20 protein-coding genes are annotated in these 19,338 nt (G+C 37.5%); all 20 read right to left on the bottom strand.

What is annotated here, in order from left to right:
- Positions 1-14: 14 nt before the first annotated feature.
- Positions 15-851: a carbohydrate ABC transporter permease gene (locus LGQ02_RS16830; RefSeq protein ID WP_226515493.1), complete on the bottom strand. Its 837-nt coding sequence runs from the start codon at positions 849-851 to the stop codon at positions 15-17.
- Positions 851-1,696: a carbohydrate ABC transporter permease gene (locus tag LGQ02_RS16835; protein WP_404802433.1), complete on the bottom strand. Its 846-nt coding sequence runs from the start codon at positions 1,694-1,696 to the stop codon at positions 851-853. The genes LGQ02_RS16830 and LGQ02_RS16835 overlap by 1 nt, the downstream gene beginning before the upstream one ends.
- 139 nt (positions 1,697-1,835) lie before the next feature.
- Positions 1,836-3,095 (bottom strand): sugar ABC transporter substrate-binding protein, encoded by a 1,260-nt coding sequence (locus LGQ02_RS16840; RefSeq protein WP_226515495.1) that lies wholly within the window; start codon positions 3,093-3,095, stop codon positions 1,836-1,838.
- A gap of 305 nt (positions 3,096-3,400) precedes the next feature.
- Positions 3,401-4,330: a formylglycine-generating enzyme family protein gene (locus LGQ02_RS16845; protein WP_226515496.1), complete on the bottom strand. Its 930-nt coding sequence runs from the start codon at positions 4,328-4,330 to the stop codon at positions 3,401-3,403.
- A 14-nt stretch (positions 4,331-4,344) separates the two neighbouring features.
- A complete protein-coding gene (locus LGQ02_RS16850; protein ID WP_226515497.1) occupies positions 4,345-4,881 on the bottom strand; it encodes a chromate transporter in 537 nt (178 codons plus the stop codon).
- An 18-nt stretch (positions 4,882-4,899) separates the two neighbouring features.
- Entirely contained in the window at positions 4,900-5,442 is a 543-nt protein-coding gene (locus LGQ02_RS16855; RefSeq protein WP_226515498.1) for a chromate transporter, read from the bottom strand.
- 718 nt (positions 5,443-6,160) lie between these two features.
- Complete coding sequence (locus LGQ02_RS16860; protein WP_226515499.1) at positions 6,161-7,399, bottom strand: anaerobic sulfatase maturase; 1,239 nt, start codon at positions 7,397-7,399, stop codon at positions 6,161-6,163.
- A 279-nt stretch (positions 7,400-7,678) separates the two neighbouring features.
- The gene (gene ptsG / locus LGQ02_RS16865; RefSeq protein ID WP_226515500.1) at positions 7,679-9,742 is read right to left on the bottom strand and encodes a glucose-specific PTS transporter subunit IIBC; all 2,064 of its coding nucleotides are present in this window, start codon (positions 9,740-9,742) and stop codon (positions 7,679-7,681) included.
- A 276-nt stretch (positions 9,743-10,018) separates the two neighbouring features.
- Positions 10,019-10,849, bottom strand: a complete 831-nt coding sequence (gene glcT, locus LGQ02_RS16870) for a glucose PTS transporter transcription antiterminator GlcT (RefSeq protein WP_226515501.1) — start codon at positions 10,847-10,849, stop codon at positions 10,019-10,021.
- Between the two features lie 258 nt (positions 10,850-11,107).
- The gene (locus LGQ02_RS16875) at positions 11,108-11,629 is read right to left on the bottom strand and encodes a peroxiredoxin family protein (RefSeq protein WP_226515502.1); all 522 of its coding nucleotides are present in this window, start codon (positions 11,627-11,629) and stop codon (positions 11,108-11,110) included.
- Between the two features lie 42 nt (positions 11,630-11,671).
- Positions 11,672-11,800: a CcmD family protein gene (locus LGQ02_RS16880; protein WP_226515503.1), complete on the bottom strand. Its 129-nt coding sequence runs from the start codon at positions 11,798-11,800 to the stop codon at positions 11,672-11,674.
- Between the two features lie 11 nt (positions 11,801-11,811).
- Positions 11,812-12,543, bottom strand: a complete 732-nt coding sequence (locus tag LGQ02_RS16885) for a cytochrome c biogenesis protein (RefSeq protein WP_226515504.1) — start codon at positions 12,541-12,543, stop codon at positions 11,812-11,814.
- Positions 12,544-12,546: 3 nt separating this feature from the next.
- Positions 12,547-13,236, bottom strand: a complete 690-nt coding sequence (locus LGQ02_RS16890) for a heme exporter protein CcmB (protein ID WP_226515505.1) — start codon at positions 13,234-13,236, stop codon at positions 12,547-12,549.
- Complete coding sequence (gene ccmA / locus LGQ02_RS16895) at positions 13,233-13,934, bottom strand: heme ABC exporter ATP-binding protein CcmA (protein WP_226515506.1); 702 nt, start codon at positions 13,932-13,934, stop codon at positions 13,233-13,235. Before ccmA ends, LGQ02_RS16890 begins: the two co-directional genes overlap by 4 nt.
- A gap of 13 nt (positions 13,935-13,947) precedes the next feature.
- Entirely contained in the window at positions 13,948-14,346 is a 399-nt protein-coding gene (locus LGQ02_RS16900) for a hypothetical protein (RefSeq protein WP_226515507.1), read from the bottom strand.
- A 1-nt stretch (position 14,347) separates the two neighbouring features.
- Complete coding sequence (locus tag LGQ02_RS16905; RefSeq protein WP_226515508.1) at positions 14,348-14,737, bottom strand: hypothetical protein; 390 nt, start codon at positions 14,735-14,737, stop codon at positions 14,348-14,350.
- A gap of 518 nt (positions 14,738-15,255) precedes the next feature.
- On the bottom strand, positions 15,256-15,771 hold the full coding sequence (locus tag LGQ02_RS16910) for a cytochrome c-type biogenesis protein (RefSeq protein ID WP_226515509.1): 516 nt from the start codon (positions 15,769-15,771) through the stop codon (positions 15,256-15,258).
- Entirely contained in the window at positions 15,772-17,760 is a 1,989-nt protein-coding gene (locus LGQ02_RS16915) for a heme lyase CcmF/NrfE family subunit (protein ID WP_319003484.1), read from the bottom strand.
- A 26-nt stretch (positions 17,761-17,786) separates the two neighbouring features.
- The gene (locus LGQ02_RS16920; RefSeq protein ID WP_226515511.1) at positions 17,787-18,230 is read right to left on the bottom strand and encodes a cytochrome c maturation protein CcmE; all 444 of its coding nucleotides are present in this window, start codon (positions 18,228-18,230) and stop codon (positions 17,787-17,789) included.
- Between the two features lie 17 nt (positions 18,231-18,247).
- Complete coding sequence (locus LGQ02_RS16925; protein ID WP_226515512.1) at positions 18,248-19,270, bottom strand: hypothetical protein; 1,023 nt, start codon at positions 19,268-19,270, stop codon at positions 18,248-18,250.
- Positions 19,271-19,338: the final 68 nt, after the last annotated feature.

Below are 19,338 nucleotides of genomic sequence, written 5' to 3' on the forward strand. Positions count from 1 at the left end.
TCAACCTCTGCTCATTATTTAACTGCACCTTCACCAATTCCTTTAATAATGAATCGCTGAGCAAAGATATAAAAGATCACTACAGGGATAACGGTTAACGTTAATCCAGCCATTGCCATGTTCCACTGAATGTTAAATTGTCCAAAGAAATAGAATGTCGTTAATGGAATCGTTCTTAAATCTGTACTTGTTAATACAAGAGATGGTAATAGGAAGTCATTCCAAATTTGAATAACATTTAAGATCATAACTGTTACTGTAATTGGCTTTAACATTGGGAAAACAATTCTCCAGAAAAGCCCAAGTTTTGTACATCCATCAATGGTTGCAGCTTCTTCAAGAGAAAGTGGAATCGATTTTACGAAACCATGGTATAAGAAAATTGCCAAACTTGCATTAAATCCGATGTGCATGAAAATTAATCCACCGTGTGTATTCAACATTGGGATTCCTGTTACTTTCATAATTTGATCCATAAACTGAAGTAACGGCATCATGATTGTTTGGAATGGAATCAACATCGTTGCAATAAACACCATAAAGATGACGCGACTCAATGTGTTATCTGTGCGTGCTAACATCCACGCCGTCATAGATGATAGGATAACGATGAAAATAACAGACGTAACTGTGATAAAAAGCGAGTTTCCAAATGCATTTAAGAAATTCATGCGGTCCATCGCTTCAAAATAATATTGAAAACTGAATTCTCCTGGCAAAGCGAGAACATTTTCGTACATCTCTGATCGTGTCTTGAAAGAGTTGACAACCATAATGTAGATGGGAGATAAGAAAAATAATGCTCCTAATAGGAGGAGAACCTCTCTTGCAACTTTCCATGTTTTATTCATTACATTTCTACCTCCCGCTTCTTAGTCATATACACCTGCGTTAATGTTATACCGGCTACTAAGATAAAGAATACAACTGCTTTCGCTTGTCCATATCCATAGTTACTGTAACCGAAAATTTCATTATAAATATGAAGTGCGAATAACTCTGTTGAGTTTACAGGGCCACCGCCTGTTAGTGATAAGTTCACATCATAAATTTTAAATCCGAATGAAAGAGTTAAGAATAAGCAAATCGTAAATGCTGGCATTAATAATGGGAAAACCACATTCTTCAGTCTTTGCCACCAATTTGCCCCATCAATATATGACGCTTCAATAATTTCATTAGAAATACCTTGTAAACCAGTAATGTAAATAATCATCATGTATCCTGCCATCTGCCATGTAAATACAAACACTAACGCATATAACGCATAATCAGGGTTTAATAACCAGTTAAAGAAGATTGACTCAAAACCTGTTAGCTGCCCCATAATACGGAAAGCATCCGAGAAAATAAACTGCCAGATGTAACCTAAAATCAGTCCACCAATTAAGTTAGGCATGAAGAACATTGCTCTTGCTGTGTTTACTGTTCTAAGCTTCGTTGTTACGAGTAATGCTAATCCTAAAGCGATCACATTTACTGTAATTAAGGATAGGATTGTAAATTTAACCGTTAATATTCCAGAATCTATAAATCTCGAATCACCAAATAGTCTTATATAATTATCCAAACCTGCGAATGTCATAGGGTTTGCCCTTATTCCATCCCAATTAAAAAAGGAATAAAAGATCCCCATACCAAAAGGGATAAGTACGACTGTTGTAAATATTAGTATTAAAGGAAGTGTAAATAACATATACCAGCCTTTATTCTTCCAACTCTTCAAGGTTCATCCCTACTTTCTATCTGTGCCATTTTTTAAATAGGCTATAAATAGTTGGAAGATAAACAAAGAGTTAAATATCTTTGTCTATCTTCCGAAAAATCATATCATTTTACTCGACAGTTTTTTTCCATGATTCATACATCTCATTAATAACATCCTGACCAGTTACCGAATCATCAATAAAGAAGTTTTGCGCAGCTGGAACCCAGTCATTTACAACAAGGTTAGCTGGATAGTGTCCTTGTGACCAAGGGATCGTTTGTCCTGCATTTGTGTACTCAAGAACATCTTGTGATAGTGTGTCTAAACCAGGTGCTTCGATATTTGTGTACGCCGGAATTGCATCGAATTCTTCTACAATATAACGGTGCCCTGTTTCACTCGTATGCATCCAATCTAAGAAGTCTAATGCCGCTTGAATTTCATCGTCACCTTTATTAGCGTTTACTGCCCAGTTTTGACCTACACCTACAGCAAGCTTATCGTTATCCATTAATGGAACTGGAAGCATCCCAATTTCAAAGTCTAAGTCGTAGTCAGCGAACATTCCGTAGGCCCAGTTTCCTTGGTGAATCATCGCAGTTCTTCCAGTTGCAAAGTCACCAATTTGTGAATCATAGTTTTTTTCTAGTGGATTTACAGTGTTTTCGCGAATATCTTCAAGCATTTGTCCAAACGCCTCGAACTCTTCTACATCAGTGAAATCTACTTCTCCATTAGTTACCTGCTCCATAAACGCAATGTTGTCTTCTTGTAGTGAGAATGGATAGTTACTCATATGTCCAATAAGGAAGTATCCTTCTTGTGATAGTGATAAACCTTCAACATCTTCTTCTTGAAATTGAGCTAACATATTCACGAAAGACTCATAATTAGCCACATCTTCTGGATCAATTAAATCTTTGTTGTAAACGAAGCCGAATCCTTCAACTCCGTATGGAACGCCAACTAATTTACCGTCAATCTCCATCGCCATGTTTTCTGCGATATTATCTACATAAGATTCATCACTCATATCATAAATGTAAGAATCCATTAATCTTGCTTCCGATGCGTGACCAATTGTGAAAATAGATGGGCCTTGGTCACTGTTCATTCGAATTTGTAGCTGCTGGAAGTAATCGTCACCTGTTGTACCCCAGATCTCTACTTCAACACCTGTTTCTTCTTCATATTCCTCAGCCATTCTTTCAAGAGCTTCAGAGATTTCTACTTTACTTTGGAAGATTGTAATCTTCTCAGCACCGCCAGTATCTCCTTCTGTTGCGTTATCGTCTCCGACATTCTCATTTGTGTCATTTCCGCAAGCTGCTAAGAATAATGATGCACTAAGTAATGCCGATAAACCTAAACCTGCTTTCTTCTTCATGTTTCATTCCCCCATTATTTTTTTAGCCTTACAGCTACAAAGGATGCAGAAACAGCAATTATTTGCTATCCCTCTTTTTGAAAAGGTTTTCAAAGCTTTTGAAAATAAAATCTCTATCTATAAAAGTACAAATCTTTTTCTTAAATAGAGAGTTTATATAATAAGCTAGCATTTTATTATTTTGTTCATTTTGGTTTTAAGTCTTCTTTGAAAAGCTTTTCTGAAAACCTTTTCATAAGTTATTATGCAACTTGTATAGACAAAAGTCAACTATATATATAAGATTTTTTCTGAAAATTTTTTGCTTACCTTTTTATTACTCGAAAACCGATGTTCCCCGTTGATGAATCTTTCGTGTTTCCGATTCTCGCCGCGATCCGGTAACGGTTACAATACGAATGATGACACAAATAAGATCCACCTTTTAATACTTTAAATCCAGGATCCTCTTGTTTACTATATCCTTTAATTTCACTGCAAAAGCTATCACTACACCATTCCCACACATTCCCAATCATATTGTATAGACCATACGCATTTGGTTTGTAAGAATCAACAGACGCAGTAGCTAGGTAACCATCTTCTTCGGTGTTTGTTAATGGGAACTTTCCTTGCCACGTGTTACATTGATGTTCTCCATCTATCATTAACTCATCTCCCCATGGATGAATCGTATCAATTGTGCCTCCCCGAGCTGCATGCTCCCATTCAAGCTCCGTTGGTAACCTCGTACCTGCCCATTCACAATAAGCATTCGCATCATTCAAAGATACATGAACGACAGGATGATCCATCATTTCTTCAATTGATGAATCTGGGCCCATCGGATGCTTCCAAGTTGCTCCTTCAACGACACACCACCACGGTGTATTTTCAACAACTTGTAAAACATTGTGCTTATCTTTTTCACTTATAAACAAATGAAACACAAACGACCAGCCAAAACGTTCAGCATCCGTTTTATAGCCGGTATCGTCTATAAACCTTTTAAAATCACGATTTGTCACAGCATACTGATCGATCAAATAAGAAGCAATCGCTTTTTTATACTGTGGCGTTTCAATGTCAGCTTCATAACCAACTATGGTATTCGTCCCTAAATAGGCTATTCCACCAGGAATTTCTCGAAAACGAACTTCTGGATGATTGTTTTTTGCAAGCTTATTGTCAAATTGGTAAAGCTCCTCTTTATCACTGTTTTTTTTCCTCATTGGGGTACAGCAACATTTCTCCATTCTTCCACCTCGCTTTATAATAAAAGAATACCCATAATCCCTGATGCAATAATTAAGAGAACTGGGTGTAATTTATATTTAATAAGACCTGTTAATGTCACAATAAAAATTGCGATTGTCATGAAATTCGCAAATGAAAAACTTAAGGCTAACAAATTGTTTGCTAATGCAAACTTGATCGCCGCGTAACAAATTAACCCTAATACGACTGGCCTTAAACCATAAAATACAGCATTTAGAGCATTCCCATTTTTCACTTTTAAAATAAGAGAAGACAATAATAAAATGATCATTAATGAAGGCAATGTCATTGCAATACTAGCTGTTATTGCTCCAGTAACCCCGCCAACGTGATATCCGACAACTGTTGCACTATTTGTCGCAATTGGCCCAGGGGACATACCAGCAACGGCAATGATATCGGTAAACTCTTGGGTTGAAAACCACCCTTTATTTGTTACTTCTGTTTCTATGATCGGAAGCATTGCGTAACCGCCACCGAAAGAAACGGCACCAATTTTAAAAAACATCATAAATAACTCAAAATACATAAGCGTCCCTCATTATCTTTACTTTTTTCCTAGTTTCAAATATCCGATCACCCCACCAATAATGATAAAGATAATTGGATGTAACCCCGAAAATAAAAGCAATAATAAAATAGCTGCAAACAGAGCAACTGTAAACGAATCGATCAATGCTGTTTTTGATATTTTCACGCCCGCATAAACAATTAAAGCAACAATCGCTGGCCGAACCCCCTCAAAGAATAGCTCCATAAATTGATGATCTCTAAAAGAAAAATACAATAAACTTAACATTAAAACAGTACCAAAAGTCGGGATTAACACGCCAAGCAAAGCGGTAATCGCTCCGGCTATACCTCTAATCCTATGGCCGATAAACGTCGCAGAATTAATCGCAATTGCCCCAGGGACTGATTCAGCCATCGCAAAAACATCAGAAACATCATTTATATTAAGCCACTTCTTCTTCTCGACAACTTCCCGCTCGATCATCGGAATCATCGCATAACCCCCACCAAATGTCGCTGGACCAATTCGTAAAAACACGAAAAAAAGATCCTTAAGTGTACATTTCTGTTTCGCCAATCCTCATCCCTCATTCACTCTCATTTCACATAAGTTTACCACACTTTAACCCATTTTGGTTAAAAGTGTTTTGATCTCCTTGTTGTAAATATGATTTTCTGATCTTAATCTCTGCCGAAAGCAAATAACGCACTAGTTGAGTTGAAGCAGGATAAAGAAAGCTCAGTGAAAGAACAAAAGCGCATGCGCCTTGTACACGAGCGACAAGCGCTGGAGGCCCGGCATGAAGAAGTCGTTCAAGACTTCAAATGACGGGGCGAAGCGACCTCGAGCGAGTAGGCGCTGGAGCTAGACGTAACAACTAAATAAAAACTTATCCACAAGGCCAAAATCTATAGTTTCCTAAACAATAAAAAAAACGACACAACTACTCGTTTAAACGAGCAACCGCACCGTATCTACTTTAAGACTTTCTTTTTTATTCATTTATTGTATAACTAATTTACCAAACAACAATGAATGTTTCTTTTTGCGAAATTCCCCCAGAGGAGCCCCCCACTACCTTTCGAAACCCTTTATTAAAATAGTTATCGTTGGAATAAGCTACAGTTAAGGGTGATACTTTTACCGCTTGTTATATTCTTGTATTTCACATCTTTTCATATTGAAGAAATGACTTTTGAAAACTTTAAATGGTCAACAATGATAAAATGGTGTATGAAATCATTAATTTCACACACCAATGCAAAGATTATTTAAAAATAAATGATATTTCATGTTATTGTCCGCAACACTTTTTGAATTTTAACTTACTTCCGCACAAGCAAATATCATTTCTGTTGGGGAATTTTCCACTCTTCTCTTTATATTCATCTAGCCACTTTCTCTTTAAGTTACGTGCAACAATTTCCATCCTTTCATGGGCATAACTATAAATTTTTTTATAACTCTCACAAAAGTAATCAACATCGCTTTCCTGTACTATTAAACTCCCATTGCGATTTCTCGGACAACCTCCATAACACAAATGTAGGAAATCACATTTCTTACATTCACCAGGAAGAGATGCTTTGTTTTTAAGAAAGTGATCATATGTTTTATTATCCAATATGTCAAGAAAGCGGTCTTCTTTAATATTACCTAACCGAAAATCTTCATGTAGAAAAAAATCACAAGGATATGCATCTCCATTCTTTTCAAATACAACCATCTTAGGACACTCTTTACGGTGAGTACAAAGCTCTGGCTCTCGATTTAAATAATTTGCTAACAAATTATCAAAGAAACGAATAGAAATCGTCGGATGACCATCATTGTACCAAACATCAAATATATTACATAGAAAATCACCGTATTGTTTGGGTGTAATTAAATAATTACCAGGCTTGTCTACTTCATGTGACTGAAAATCCATACATGGGATGAATTGAATATGTCTAAACCCTTCAAGTTGATAAAAATCCATTAATTCTTTTGACTTTGATACATTCCCCTCATGAATGACCGTCAGAATATTAAAATCAACATTATTTTCCTTTAAATAATTAATTCCTTTCATTACCGATTCAAAGCTTCCTTTTCCTGAGCCGGTAGTACGTCTAGCATCGTTAATATGTTTCGGACCATCCAAACTAATACCTACTAAAAAATTGTATTGTTTGAAAAAAGCAGCCCATTCTTTATTTATTAATGTCCCATTCGTTTGAATAGAATTAGCTATAATTGTATTCCTTGGAGCGTATTTTGCTTGCAAGTATACAACCCTCTTAAAAAAGTCGAATCCAGCTAATAAAGGTTCCCCCCCTTGCCAGGCAAAACTAACTGCACCATTGGAAAGAGCCATGTACTCCTGTATAAATTTTTCTAATACATCTTCAGCTATTATATCGTTTTTCTTCGGCTTACCATTACAACGACTGTAATAACAATAATCGCAAGCTAGATTACACGATTCAGAAACAGTCTTCCACATAACGCCTATTGAATTGTCACTTCTTGAAAGACTACAAGTACTCAACTAGAAGTTCCCCCTCTCTCCCCAAACCACTTTTCTGATAAAGAGACCTTATTAATTTTCCATAGAATGCCTTATAGACTTTTTCAGGGTATTCGTTCAAAACATTTTTTTCAATAAAAAAAAGAATATTTAACGAATTCGACACAAATTCTACCTGTATCCATTTGAAAATAAAAAGCCGTGTATTTACTGACATTATTCATAAAATCACACCTTCAGAAATAAAAACACCTGGCACCATGGGGATTTCTCCACATGTGCCAGGCACCAAAGTAAACGTTATTTTTTCGCGACTTTTACGCGGTTTGTTTCTCCTGCTTCTGCTGAGCCTTCTTTTTCGATGACGATGTATTCGTCGTCAGCTAAGTTCGTGAAAACAATTGGCGTTACTGCAGAAGTCGCTTCGTTTTTGACAACATTTAAATCAACTTCCAGTAATGGCTGTCCCTGTTCAACTGTTTGTCCTTGTTCGATCAGAGCTTCGAAGCCTTTACCTTTTAAGTTAACTGTATCAATACCAACGTGAATTAAGATTTCTTTTCCGTTATTTGCTTGTAGACCGATCGCATGCTTTGTTGGGAACAAGTTCACGATTGTTCCTGCTACAGGAGCTGTCACTGTTAATGTCCCATCAGCTTCTGTTGGATCAATGGCAAATCCGTCACCCATCATCTTTTCAGCAAACATCTTGTCTGGAACTTCTGTAATTGGTTTCACCGCACCAGCCATAGGAAGTGCAATTTCCATGCTTTCTACAGATGCTTCAGCAGGAGTCGGTGATACAGGCGTTTCCGGAGTTTCTTCAAGTACCGGAGTTTTTCCTGCAATAATATCTTCAATCTGTGATTTAATTGTTTCAGAACGAGGTCCAAAAATTGCTTGAATATTTTTATCCACTTGCATAACGCCTGATGCACCAAGTTCTTTCAGTCGGTCTTTTTGTACTTGATCAATATCAGATACAGATACACGTAGACGAGTAATACATGCATCTAAATGCGTTAAGTTTTCTTTACCTCCAAGTGCTTTAAGCACATTGTAAGGAAGCTCAGTATTTGCTTTCCCTTTATCCGTGTTGCCTTGAACAGCGTCATCGTTCTTCTCACGACCTGGAGTCATAAGGTTGAACTTCTTAATCATAAATGTAAATAGGAAGTAGTAAATAACCGCAAAGACTAGACCTACAAGAATAACGACCCACCATGCTTCTCTACCCGGAACAACTCCAAATAGGAAGAAGTCGATCGCACCACCTGAGAAGGTATAACCCATATTAATGTTCAAGTGATAGAGGATAACGAATGACAATCCATCTAAAAATGCGTGAATGACGAACAACAGTGGTGATAAGAACAAGAATGAGAATTCAATTGGCTCTGTAATCCCTGTTAAGAACGAAGTCAGTGCAGCAGAACCTAATAATCCACCAACAAGCTTTTTGTTTTCAGGACGGGCTTGATGATACATCGCAAGTGCTGCAGCTGGAAGACCAAACATCATAATCGGGAATTCCCCAGCCATAAAGTGACCAGCAGTAATCTCTACGCCGTCACGAAGTTGTGCGAAGAAAATATTCATATCTCCGCGTACAATGTCTCCAGCAGCATTTGTGTATGCTCCAAATTCAAACCAAAATGGCGCGTGGAAAATATGGTGGAGACCAAAAGGAATTAATAGACGTTTTACAAAACCGAAGAAGAATACGGCAACAGTCATCGCTTCTTCCATTAAGAACTCTGAAAAGTTATTCATTCCAGTCTGAATCGGAGGCCAAATAAAGAATAGTGCTACCCCGATAAAGAACGCAGAGAATGCTGTAACAATCGGTACGAAACGTTTTCCAGCAAAGAAACCTAAGAATGCCGGAAGTTCAATCGTATAATATCTGTTATACGCCCATGCAGCAAGCGCACCCACAATAATTCCACCAAAAACACCTGTTTGAAGTGTTGGAATACCTAGTACGAGGGCATAAGCTGGATCTTCACCTGCTACAACTTGTTCAAGCGTAAGGCCACCCATTACCCCCATCGTTACGTTCATAACTAAGTAACCGACAAGTGCAGCTAATGCTGCAACACCTGCACCATTCGTTAAACCAACGGCAACTCCAAGAGCAAAAATAAGTGCTAAATTGTCAAAAATAATTCCGCCAGCAGATTCCATCATTGTTGCTAAACTAGTGAAAAAGTCATTTTCCAAAAACGGCATGAGGTTAATCATGTTATCATTTCTCATCGCGTTACCGAAAGCTAGCAATAGACCTGCAGCCGGCAAGATCGCAACGGGCAGCATGAGTGATTTCCCAATACGCTGCAGTTGTCCAAAAAGTCTTTTAAACATGTGACACAACTCCTTTTTTAAGATTTTTTATAAGTTACGGATCATTGAAAGACAAAAATCATGACAACAAAAAAGGCATGAGAGAAAAAGTAATATAGCATACAGAAGACAAGGGAGATTAACGAATAAAAAGTTAAATTCCCTTTGAAATCCACACACTATACAACCTTTTCGCTCATGCCTGCATAACCAGTAACACGGAAAAAATGTATGTTGGTGTTTTATTTATATTTTTAGCCGGTAGCTTATTTCTGAAAAGGTCCAGTTTTTAAATGGTTACCTTTTCATTAGTCTTTGTAAGTGAAGCGTCAGATAAACAGCTTCAGCATCTGGGACCGGCTTTTTTAATTTTTGTTGCATGACTTTCATCAATTTCCAAGACAAATTGTAGCACACAGGATATTGTTCTTGCAAGACACTTTTTAATGTTTCCTGTTCTTCCATATAATTCCCGGTCTGCACACGTTCAATCGTATGGTGGATATGACGGACAAGGCGAAGGTAATTCATATCCTTTTTATCGACCGTGATGTTTAGGTTTTCTTCAATCACTTGAACCAACTCTGAGACAAGTTGTGTATCTTTATTAATCTCTGCTAGGGCGCGGTTTGTGAGTGCACTGTGTATGTGGAGCGCAATAAACCCTGTTTCCCCTTCCGGAATCGTAATGTTTAGTCTGTCACTGAGAGTTTCAACAATTTCTTCCGCCATCGCGTATTCCTTTGGATAAGCAAGCTCCGTTTCTCTACGGAATGGATTTTTCACACCGAGACCTTCTCTGATCCGTTTGATGGCAAAGAATAAATGGTCCGTTAAGCCGACATGAATATGCTCATTCAACTGGACGCCAAACCGTTCTTCGATTCCAGTGATCATGTCATTCATCATTTCAATAAATGACTCATCTACGTATTCAAGTAGCTTCAAATATTGCTTTTGTTCCTCTGTATTCTTAAGAACAAAAAACTTCTCCGCACGCTCTCCGGCAACGATATCGCCTTCCCTTTTGCCAAAGCCAAGTCCTTTGCCGATCAAAATAATTTCTTCATATTCTGGATGTTCAGCAATAATAACATTGTTATTTAAAGCTTTCTTTACGTGAATCATAGTTAATTAATGCTCCTTCGTTTCTAATCCGTGCTTTGCAACTAAGGCTGGGACGGTGATCATTTATGTTCATTTCATTAGGATACCTTTTTTTATTCCAGAGATAAAGCCCTTACATTTTTTGTACCGTTAGTATGGGGGAATTATTTGTACTAATTAAGTTAATCTAAATTGGTAAACAACGAAAAAGGTGTAGCGAAGCTGCCTTTACTACACCCTGATAATTAATAAAGTTTTAAATAAAGCTACAGTTTATCATTACCTTGAATCCATGATATCCGTAGTCGTTTTAGCTAATAAATCACGTGTGACCGAACCGATAAAGTGCTCTTGAATAACCCCATCTGGGTCAATGATAATTGTTTCCGGCTGGCCAACTACTCCGAAACTTTTCGCAACGTTATTATTACCATCAAATAAATAAGGATATGCATTAAAACCTGTCTCCTCAATAAATCCATTCACTTGCCTCGGTGTATCTGAACGAACAATATAGAGAAGCTCTATATCATCTTTAAAGTCCATGTAAAATTGATTGACTTCTGGAGCTTGAGCAACACAAGCTTGGCACCATGTCGAAAAAAATGTTATAACTACAAAATCTCCTTCATAGTCCGATAATCGGTGCACTTCTCCCTCTAAGTCCTCCAACTCAAAATCATCAGCTTGATCTCCTATACTCATGCTATTTGTTTGAGCTTGAATACCCATTACAAATGTAACGAGCATCCCAACGACAAAAACGAAAACAATCCCCTGCATGACTCTTCGTTTTTCCACTCTACTCCCCCTCTCAATTGAGCATGTTGAAAAAATGCCTTTCTATCGATCATGTAAATCCTTCAAAAATTCTAGTTCCTTTACAACTTGCTTTTGTCTTCTTCCTAATACGAATACATAAGTGATAATTAGCAACCAAATGATCGTATATGCTGCAAATAAATATTCCATTTTTATTCCCCCTAGCTACTTAATTTTTCATGAGCTTTTATTTTTAACCTTGATGCTTCTAGACGTAATTTTTCAATATATAACCCTTTTTGTAGAAGGATGAAATATAGTAAAGCCATAGTGAACACACTGAATATAAGAGTAAACAACATACTAGGCTCTAACCCACCTCCCGCTTGGTCAGCACCATCCCCCATAACGACTGGATGAAGGTTTGTTTCCCACCACCTTACTGACATATAGACGATGGGAACATTGAGAAATCCAATCACACCAAATACTGAAGCTAAGCGCCCTTTCTTTTCCCAAGGCATATCAAGACTGCGAATCATAATATATGCAACGTAAATAAATAAAAGAATTAACGTCGTTGTTAAACGCGGTTCCCATGTCCACCATGTATTCCATGCCGAACGTCCCCAAATTGGGCCTGTCGTTAAGACAATCACTGTAAAGACAACGCCAATTTCAGCACTTACTCCAGCAATCATGTCATACACACGTTTTCGCTTTATTAAATATAAAATGCTGAAAATAAAAACGACAAAGAAAGCAAAGAAAGCATTCCAGGCTGCACCGACATGAAAATAAAAGATTTTTTGAACGACTCCCATCGTTCGCTCAACAGGAGTCCATATAAATATAAGGTAAAGCGCGGTAATAACCATTGGAACCGATAAAAATAGTAACACTCGATGTAAAAGGCTAGGAGAAAGCTCTTTTCCTAGATTAGAATTCAACATTACTTACACCTCCAAAACATGTTCAAATAATATGAAACCAACAACAAAGAATATAAGATTATAAGCTGCCATTAACTGCATCCATGAAAAGGCATTCGACAGACCATCCAAATCACTTAAAACAATACTCGTTGCTTGGACTGCAGCGATGATGACTGGAGTAACTAATGGGAACAGTAGGATCGGCAGTAACATCTCACTGCTTTTAGAATGTGCGGACAATGCAGCTAGTAAGGTGCCTATGCTAATAAATCCAAAAGCACCTAATACAAGAATCAAAGAGAGATAGACAATGCTTGTGCTATCTAAAACTCTAAAATCAAATAAAATAAATAACATCGGTACAGAGACGAGTTGTACAATCAAAACGAGCACAAAATTTGCTAGGAGTTTCCCTAGAAAAACACTTGAAGGGTCAATAGGAGCAACAATAAACCCATGAATATTATCATTCTTTTGTTCTGATAGAAACGACCTGTTTAAACCGAGAATCCCAGAAAAAATCGTTATAACCCAAACCATTCCTGGTACGAGTACTTGCACAGCTTGATTCGATGGATCAAATGCAAAGCTAAACGTTACAATGACAAGCCCGGAAAAAATAAGCATCGTCGTTAATACTTGTTTTGTTTTCCATTCAGAATATAAATCTTTTCCCGCTATTGCTAACGCAGGCTTTAATAAATGTTTCATGACAGACTCACCTGCTCATCGTAACAGTCATGCAACCAAGCCAAGTGATGATCTACAATTGGTGAGTCCTTTACTAAGCGTCCTTTTCGTAAGATAAAAATTCTATCACACGATTCTATAACTTGTGGGAAATCATGTGTCGCCATCATAATTGTTACTTCATTAAGTTTTAACCGTTCTAAAACAGAATTTAAGATGTGAATTGCTTGTTGATCTAATCCTGTATGCGGTTCATCTAGTAATAACACACTTGGATCATGTAATATCGCACGAGCGATTGCCAAACGTTGTACCATCCCTCTTGAAAAAGAACGGACTGGCTCATGTTTAAATAATGTTAACCCTACCTCGTCAATGAGTTCATCTACCTTTTCATCCATATTCTCAATTTGATAAAGCTTACTATAAAAGCGCAGATTTTCAATTGGAGATAAATGGTCATATAAAAAACTTTGATGCCCTAAGTAACCAATCATTCTTTGTTCATCATAATGATCTTTCTTTATTGGCTTTTCATTAATACATACTTCTCCTTCATTCGGTTTCATTAAGCCAGCAACCACTTTTAAATAAGTACTTTTCCCAGCACCATTAGGTCCAAGGATAGCGACAGCTTCCCCTTTCTGAACCGAAGTATCAACACCTTTTAAGATCATTTTGTCACCAATTGTTTTTATCAATCTTTTCGTTTGTATCATGGCAAATCCCCTACTATTCAAGGTATTGATTAAGCTCTTTTTTTACTTTTAAGAGATACTGTTTATACTTTTGTTCTTTATCTTCATACTCTTCTTTTTTTAGCTCACCTGATTCATACGCCTCCTCTAACTCTAATAACTTATTCATTAATATATTTTTTCTAGCAACTAACTCTTCAAAAGCTTTTTCCGAAGCATCCTCTTTCACTTCTTGCTCACTATTTCGCTGTTTTAATTGAAAGTAAATAAAGTAGCCAATGCCAGCTAAAATAATTAACAACAGAATACCTGTTACTAAATGTGGTTCAAAGTTTCTCAATGGAGAGTCATACCACATACGTATATGCCCTGGATTATGAAATGAAGGGGAGGAGCGAGTAACGGCAGATAAAACCAACGGAACTACAGTCATGTTACTCCCCCTTTCGCTTTTCTTTCATTTTTCTAAGTTCCTCTTCTACTTCTTTTTCAAGATCTAAATCAAGAACATTTACGTCACTATTAGGGAGTTCTCCCACTTTCTTTTCTATTTGCTTTTCTTTCGTTTCTTTCTCCATTTTTAATTTTTGCGCTGCTAATTTCTCATATTGACTTTTCATATGTTTATAGTCTTCTGCTGGTAATTTCCCCATATTATATTCCATTTCCAGTTCATTTAAGGTTGCAAAAATTTGTTCCTTACTCAATTCATATAAATCGTCTTTTATATCAGTCGTTTGCCATCTTTGCTTTTTTTGTAAGAATGGCATAATGATTAAATATCCGCACAAAGCCACAATTAAAAGACTTGTAATGTATGCCATGTTCGCCACATCCTCATCGTTTCATATCTCCCTCATTAGATGGTTTTAAAAGAGACAAAACATTTTTTAAAATAAATTATGAGTATCCCTCTTGTTCAGAATGATCGCTTGCTATTTTGACGTCTAGGTGTGTTGATGCGCTCTGCGCGAACTCGCTTTCACCTCTGGGCACAAGTGCGACATCCGCTCTAGCTTCGTTCCACTTGCGTTCGCGGTGTCTACTTTGCACCTCTGGGCACAAGTGCGACATCCGCTCTAGCTTCGTTCCACTTGCGTTCGCGGTGTCTACTTTGCACCTCTGGGCACAAGTGCGACATCCGCTCTAGCTTCGTTCCACTTGCGTTCGCGGTGTCTACTTTGCCGCGGGCAACTCTTCATCCTCCTCGGAAAAATCACCCTGCGGGGTCTTCAGTCGTTGCTTTTCCGGCAGGAGTCTCATTCGCTCCGACCTTATCAACCATCTTTTATAACTGTAAGATATAACCTATTCTGAACTAACGACATACTCATTAAATAATTTAATAATCTTTTTTCCGTTCTTGGTCGATCATCGAACGTAGAATCTCCTCTTCTAATTCGTCTTCTTCAGATCGCTCTGGCTCAACTTCTTCAATCATTGATGCTTCCTTTTTCGACTTATTTACCCATCTGCGGATCAACATAATAAGCCCTGCAGAAGCGACACCGAGTGTTGCAAAGGGAGTAATCCAAGCAGTTAAACTAAAACCACGTTTTTCTGGAGCTGTTAAAATCTCCTCCCCGTATAAGTTTAAGTAATAGTTTACAATCTCCTCGTCCGTTTCCCCTTCATTTAACCTTTCTACAATCTCCTGTTTAAAAGCATCATTTAATCCGCAACCATCCATGTTACATTCAAAATGATCTTGCCCACATCCGCACAAACATTGTAATTGCTTTGCTGTATCACGAAATTCAGGAGAGTTATAGTCATATACTTCAACCTCTCCATTAGCCATGACAGGGAAACTAGCTACTAGGAAAAACAAAACAATGATTAGTGTCCGTTTAACCATTTAATGCACCTGCCTTTGTGGCCCTGCATACCGTGGTGTTATATTTCCGTAACGACCACCCCAAATCGCAAATAGTGACCCAATAACAAGAACATAACTGCCAATCCATATCCACTTCACTAATGGGTTCACACGAACAATAAAGGTTGCTCGTTGATCAGCTTCCCAAGAACTTAAAACAACATATAAATCTTCTCTTAATGTGCTATGAACAGCTACTTCCGTTGAAGGTTCATCAAAGTTCGCATGAAAGATACGTTCAGGCGTAATATAGCCGATTTCCTCTCCGTCTCTTTCCATCTTCATCGTTGCAAAAACAACATCATTTTCTCCTTCTCTTCGTTGTTGCAACCCTTCATATGTCACTTTATAGTTATCGATTTCGATCGATTCTCCAGGAGGGATCGTTTGCATACGTTCTTGGTCAAAGTTCGAACCAACAATCCCGATAGCGATAAGGGCAATCCCAATGTGAACGATATATCCTCCATACCTTCGTCGATTGCGGATCGTTAAGTTATATAACGCCGTCGGTATCGATTCTTTCGTTACCTTACGGCGTGCTTTTGTTCCTCGAATGAATTCCACTAAGTGTGTTAACAACATAAAGCTAATAATTCCAAATGAAATAATTGGGTATGCGCCTCGAATACCAAAAATCATTAATAGTGCTGCAATAATCACACTAATAACGGCTGGAATTAAGAAGTTATCACGGATATTCTTCATCGACGAGCGCTGCCAAGCAATAAGTGGACAAACCGCCAACAAAAATAGTAACGCTAATAGAATTGGCGACATGACTGTATTAAAGAAGGGCTCTCCTACGGTAACCGTTGTTCCTCTTACCGCTTCACTAACGAGTGGGAAAACCGTTCCCCAAAACACGGCAAATGTTGCCCCTACTAAAATTAAGTTATTCATTAAAAAGCTACTTTCCTTTGAAAGGAACGACTCAAACTGACCAGTATCTTTTTTCAATAAATGATATCTGCTCATTAAAACATAAAGTGAAATAAGGACCATAAATGCCATGAAAATAAGGAAGTAAGCACCTAAGTTCGTTTCTGAAAAGGCATGGACAGAAGTCAAGACACCACTACGTACAAGGAAAGTCCCGAATAATGTCAAGGCATAAGAGATGATAATTAAGCTTAAATTCCAGACTTTAAGCATATTTTTCCGCTCTTGAATCATCACAGAATGAAGGTAGGCAGTAACCGTTAACCAAGGCATAAAAGAAGCATTTTCTACTGGATCCCATGCCCAGTATCCTCCCCAACCTAGTTCTAGATAAGCCCACCAACCACCGATAACATTTCCTAACGTTAAAAACATCCACGCTAAAATGGTCCAACGACGAGTCATCTTCACCCAAAATGAGTCCATGTTTTTTATCATTAATGCTGCAATAGCAAAAGCAAACGGAACAGCTAAGCCAACATACCCAAGGTAGATTGTAATAGGATGTAAGATCATACCTGGGTCTTGCAACATTGGGTTAAGACCTCTCCCATCTATCGGAACTTGGTCAAGTAACTCAAAAGGCTTTGTCACAAACCCTAAAATTAAGTAAAAGAAAATTGTGTTTAACAGCATAATTGAAGCAATATACGGTGTCATTGGGTTCTTTTTCATTTTCTTAGAGTAGACGACCATTGCTGTATACATCGTTAAGAAAAACGTCCAAAGTAATAATGAACCAGCATTTCCTGCCCAAAAAGCTGATAACTTATAGATTAAAGGTAATCCTGAACTCGTATTTTGATAAACGTAACTAAATTGAAATTGACTTGTTGCTAATAAAATAAATAAAAGAAGTGATGAAATACTAGCTAAAATAAAGATTCCTAATATTGCCCCTCTGCCACTATCTATAAAACGTTGGTCTTGCTTTCGTATACCAGCGACAAGTATCACAAAGGCATAAATCGATAAAATTAAAGCTAAATAAATCGATAAATTTCCTATAATATGCAAGTTGTTCACCTACTTTGTTGTATTAAGTAACACTTTTAATCTTCATTTTGTAAAAGCTCTCTATGAAACTCTTTATCATACTCTTCAGGATCCTTCCCTTCATATACTGAAGGACAACGAGTTTGAACACGCTCTGCTTCAAAATAATCATCTTGATTTAAGTACCCATGCACAATCACAATCACGCCATCTGAAAAATTATCTGGGCGAACCCCATGATGATAAACAGGAAGACGGTTCCCATCCTCATCTTCGATTTCAAACCTAATCTCGATATTGTCTGCATCCCAAATGATTGTTTCTTCAATTAAAAAACCTTCTGTCGTTACATAGCGACCATCATACTGGGATGCATTTTCTAATGCTTCTGATATGTTAATTTCAGAACCACTCGAACTTGGAGTGGCAGCAACTAACAAAATCAAAATACTAACAAGAATTAAACTGCCTCCAAAGATAACCTTTGTATTTTTTTTCAATGCTTTAACCTCCCCATTTACGATAAGTTAGATAATTTAGAGCGATATGTTTTTTCATCAATGTCTCCATTTATGAACTGTTTTTTTAATCGTTTTTTCTCTAATTCTATATTTTCCCTTTTCGTTTTCTTATCTTTTCTCAACCCTTCGTCACCCGATATTAAAGCTGTACGTTTATATCCCCGCAGACCTAAGAAAACAAATAGTCCAGCGATTACAACTGATAAACTGATCATCACGGCATTTTCTGTACTAATTAATTCAGAGTTACCAGTTGGAGGTTGTTGTGCATTATTTACTAGCCCTGCATGAACATCATCATCAGGAGGTGATTGAGTTTCTAATGCTTCTAATGTCGAAAGCATCCCTTTTTCTCTTTCATAGGAGGTTTCAAATTCAATTTGCTGTTCTGTAGATAATTGATTAAATTCAAATGCATGAACTGGAACACCGAACATGTCAGAAATTTGATCTGCCTCTTCATTGATCGTGAAATTTTCTGCAGCATAAGGGACCATAAACATGACTCCACCTTGCTCTACAGGCCTTTGAAAATTAGTGGAGAAATCAAAAGAAACATGATGATTGTCTCCTTCTACAAACGGAGAATAGTAATATTCAATAACAAAACGGTACGTACCATTCTCATCGATCGGCTGATTCGGTTGCCACGTAACTAAACCGTTTTCTTCATCAAGGTCAAAATCTACGTCTTGGACATCACCTTCATCACTATACTCCCCAATTAAAGCGACAAAAAAGTTCGTCTCATTGGCAGGAACCACAACACTTAAATCCCCAATATAAGTTGAACCTGTGTCATTCCTTATAAGGCCGTGGTAACCGATTAACATCGCTCGCTCTTCTGACTCCCAGCTTTCTGGCGTTACATATTCGGGCATTACTTGAATACCAACTTCCTCATATGGAAGCTGATCATTCGTTACCTCTAGTCCTGCCTCAACCCCTTTTGGAACAAATAAAAACTGAGAAAAAATAAGAATACTGATTATAAACCAACGGAACACTTTATCTCTCATGGAATATTCCCCCTCAATACCGCTACATATGAACTTTGTATACTTTGACTTTATTATCAATACTAGCT

The organism is Bacillus shivajii, from assembly GCF_020519665.1.
GTDB lineage: Bacteria > Bacillota > Bacilli > Bacillales > Salisediminibacteriaceae > Bacillus_CA > Bacillus_CA shivajii.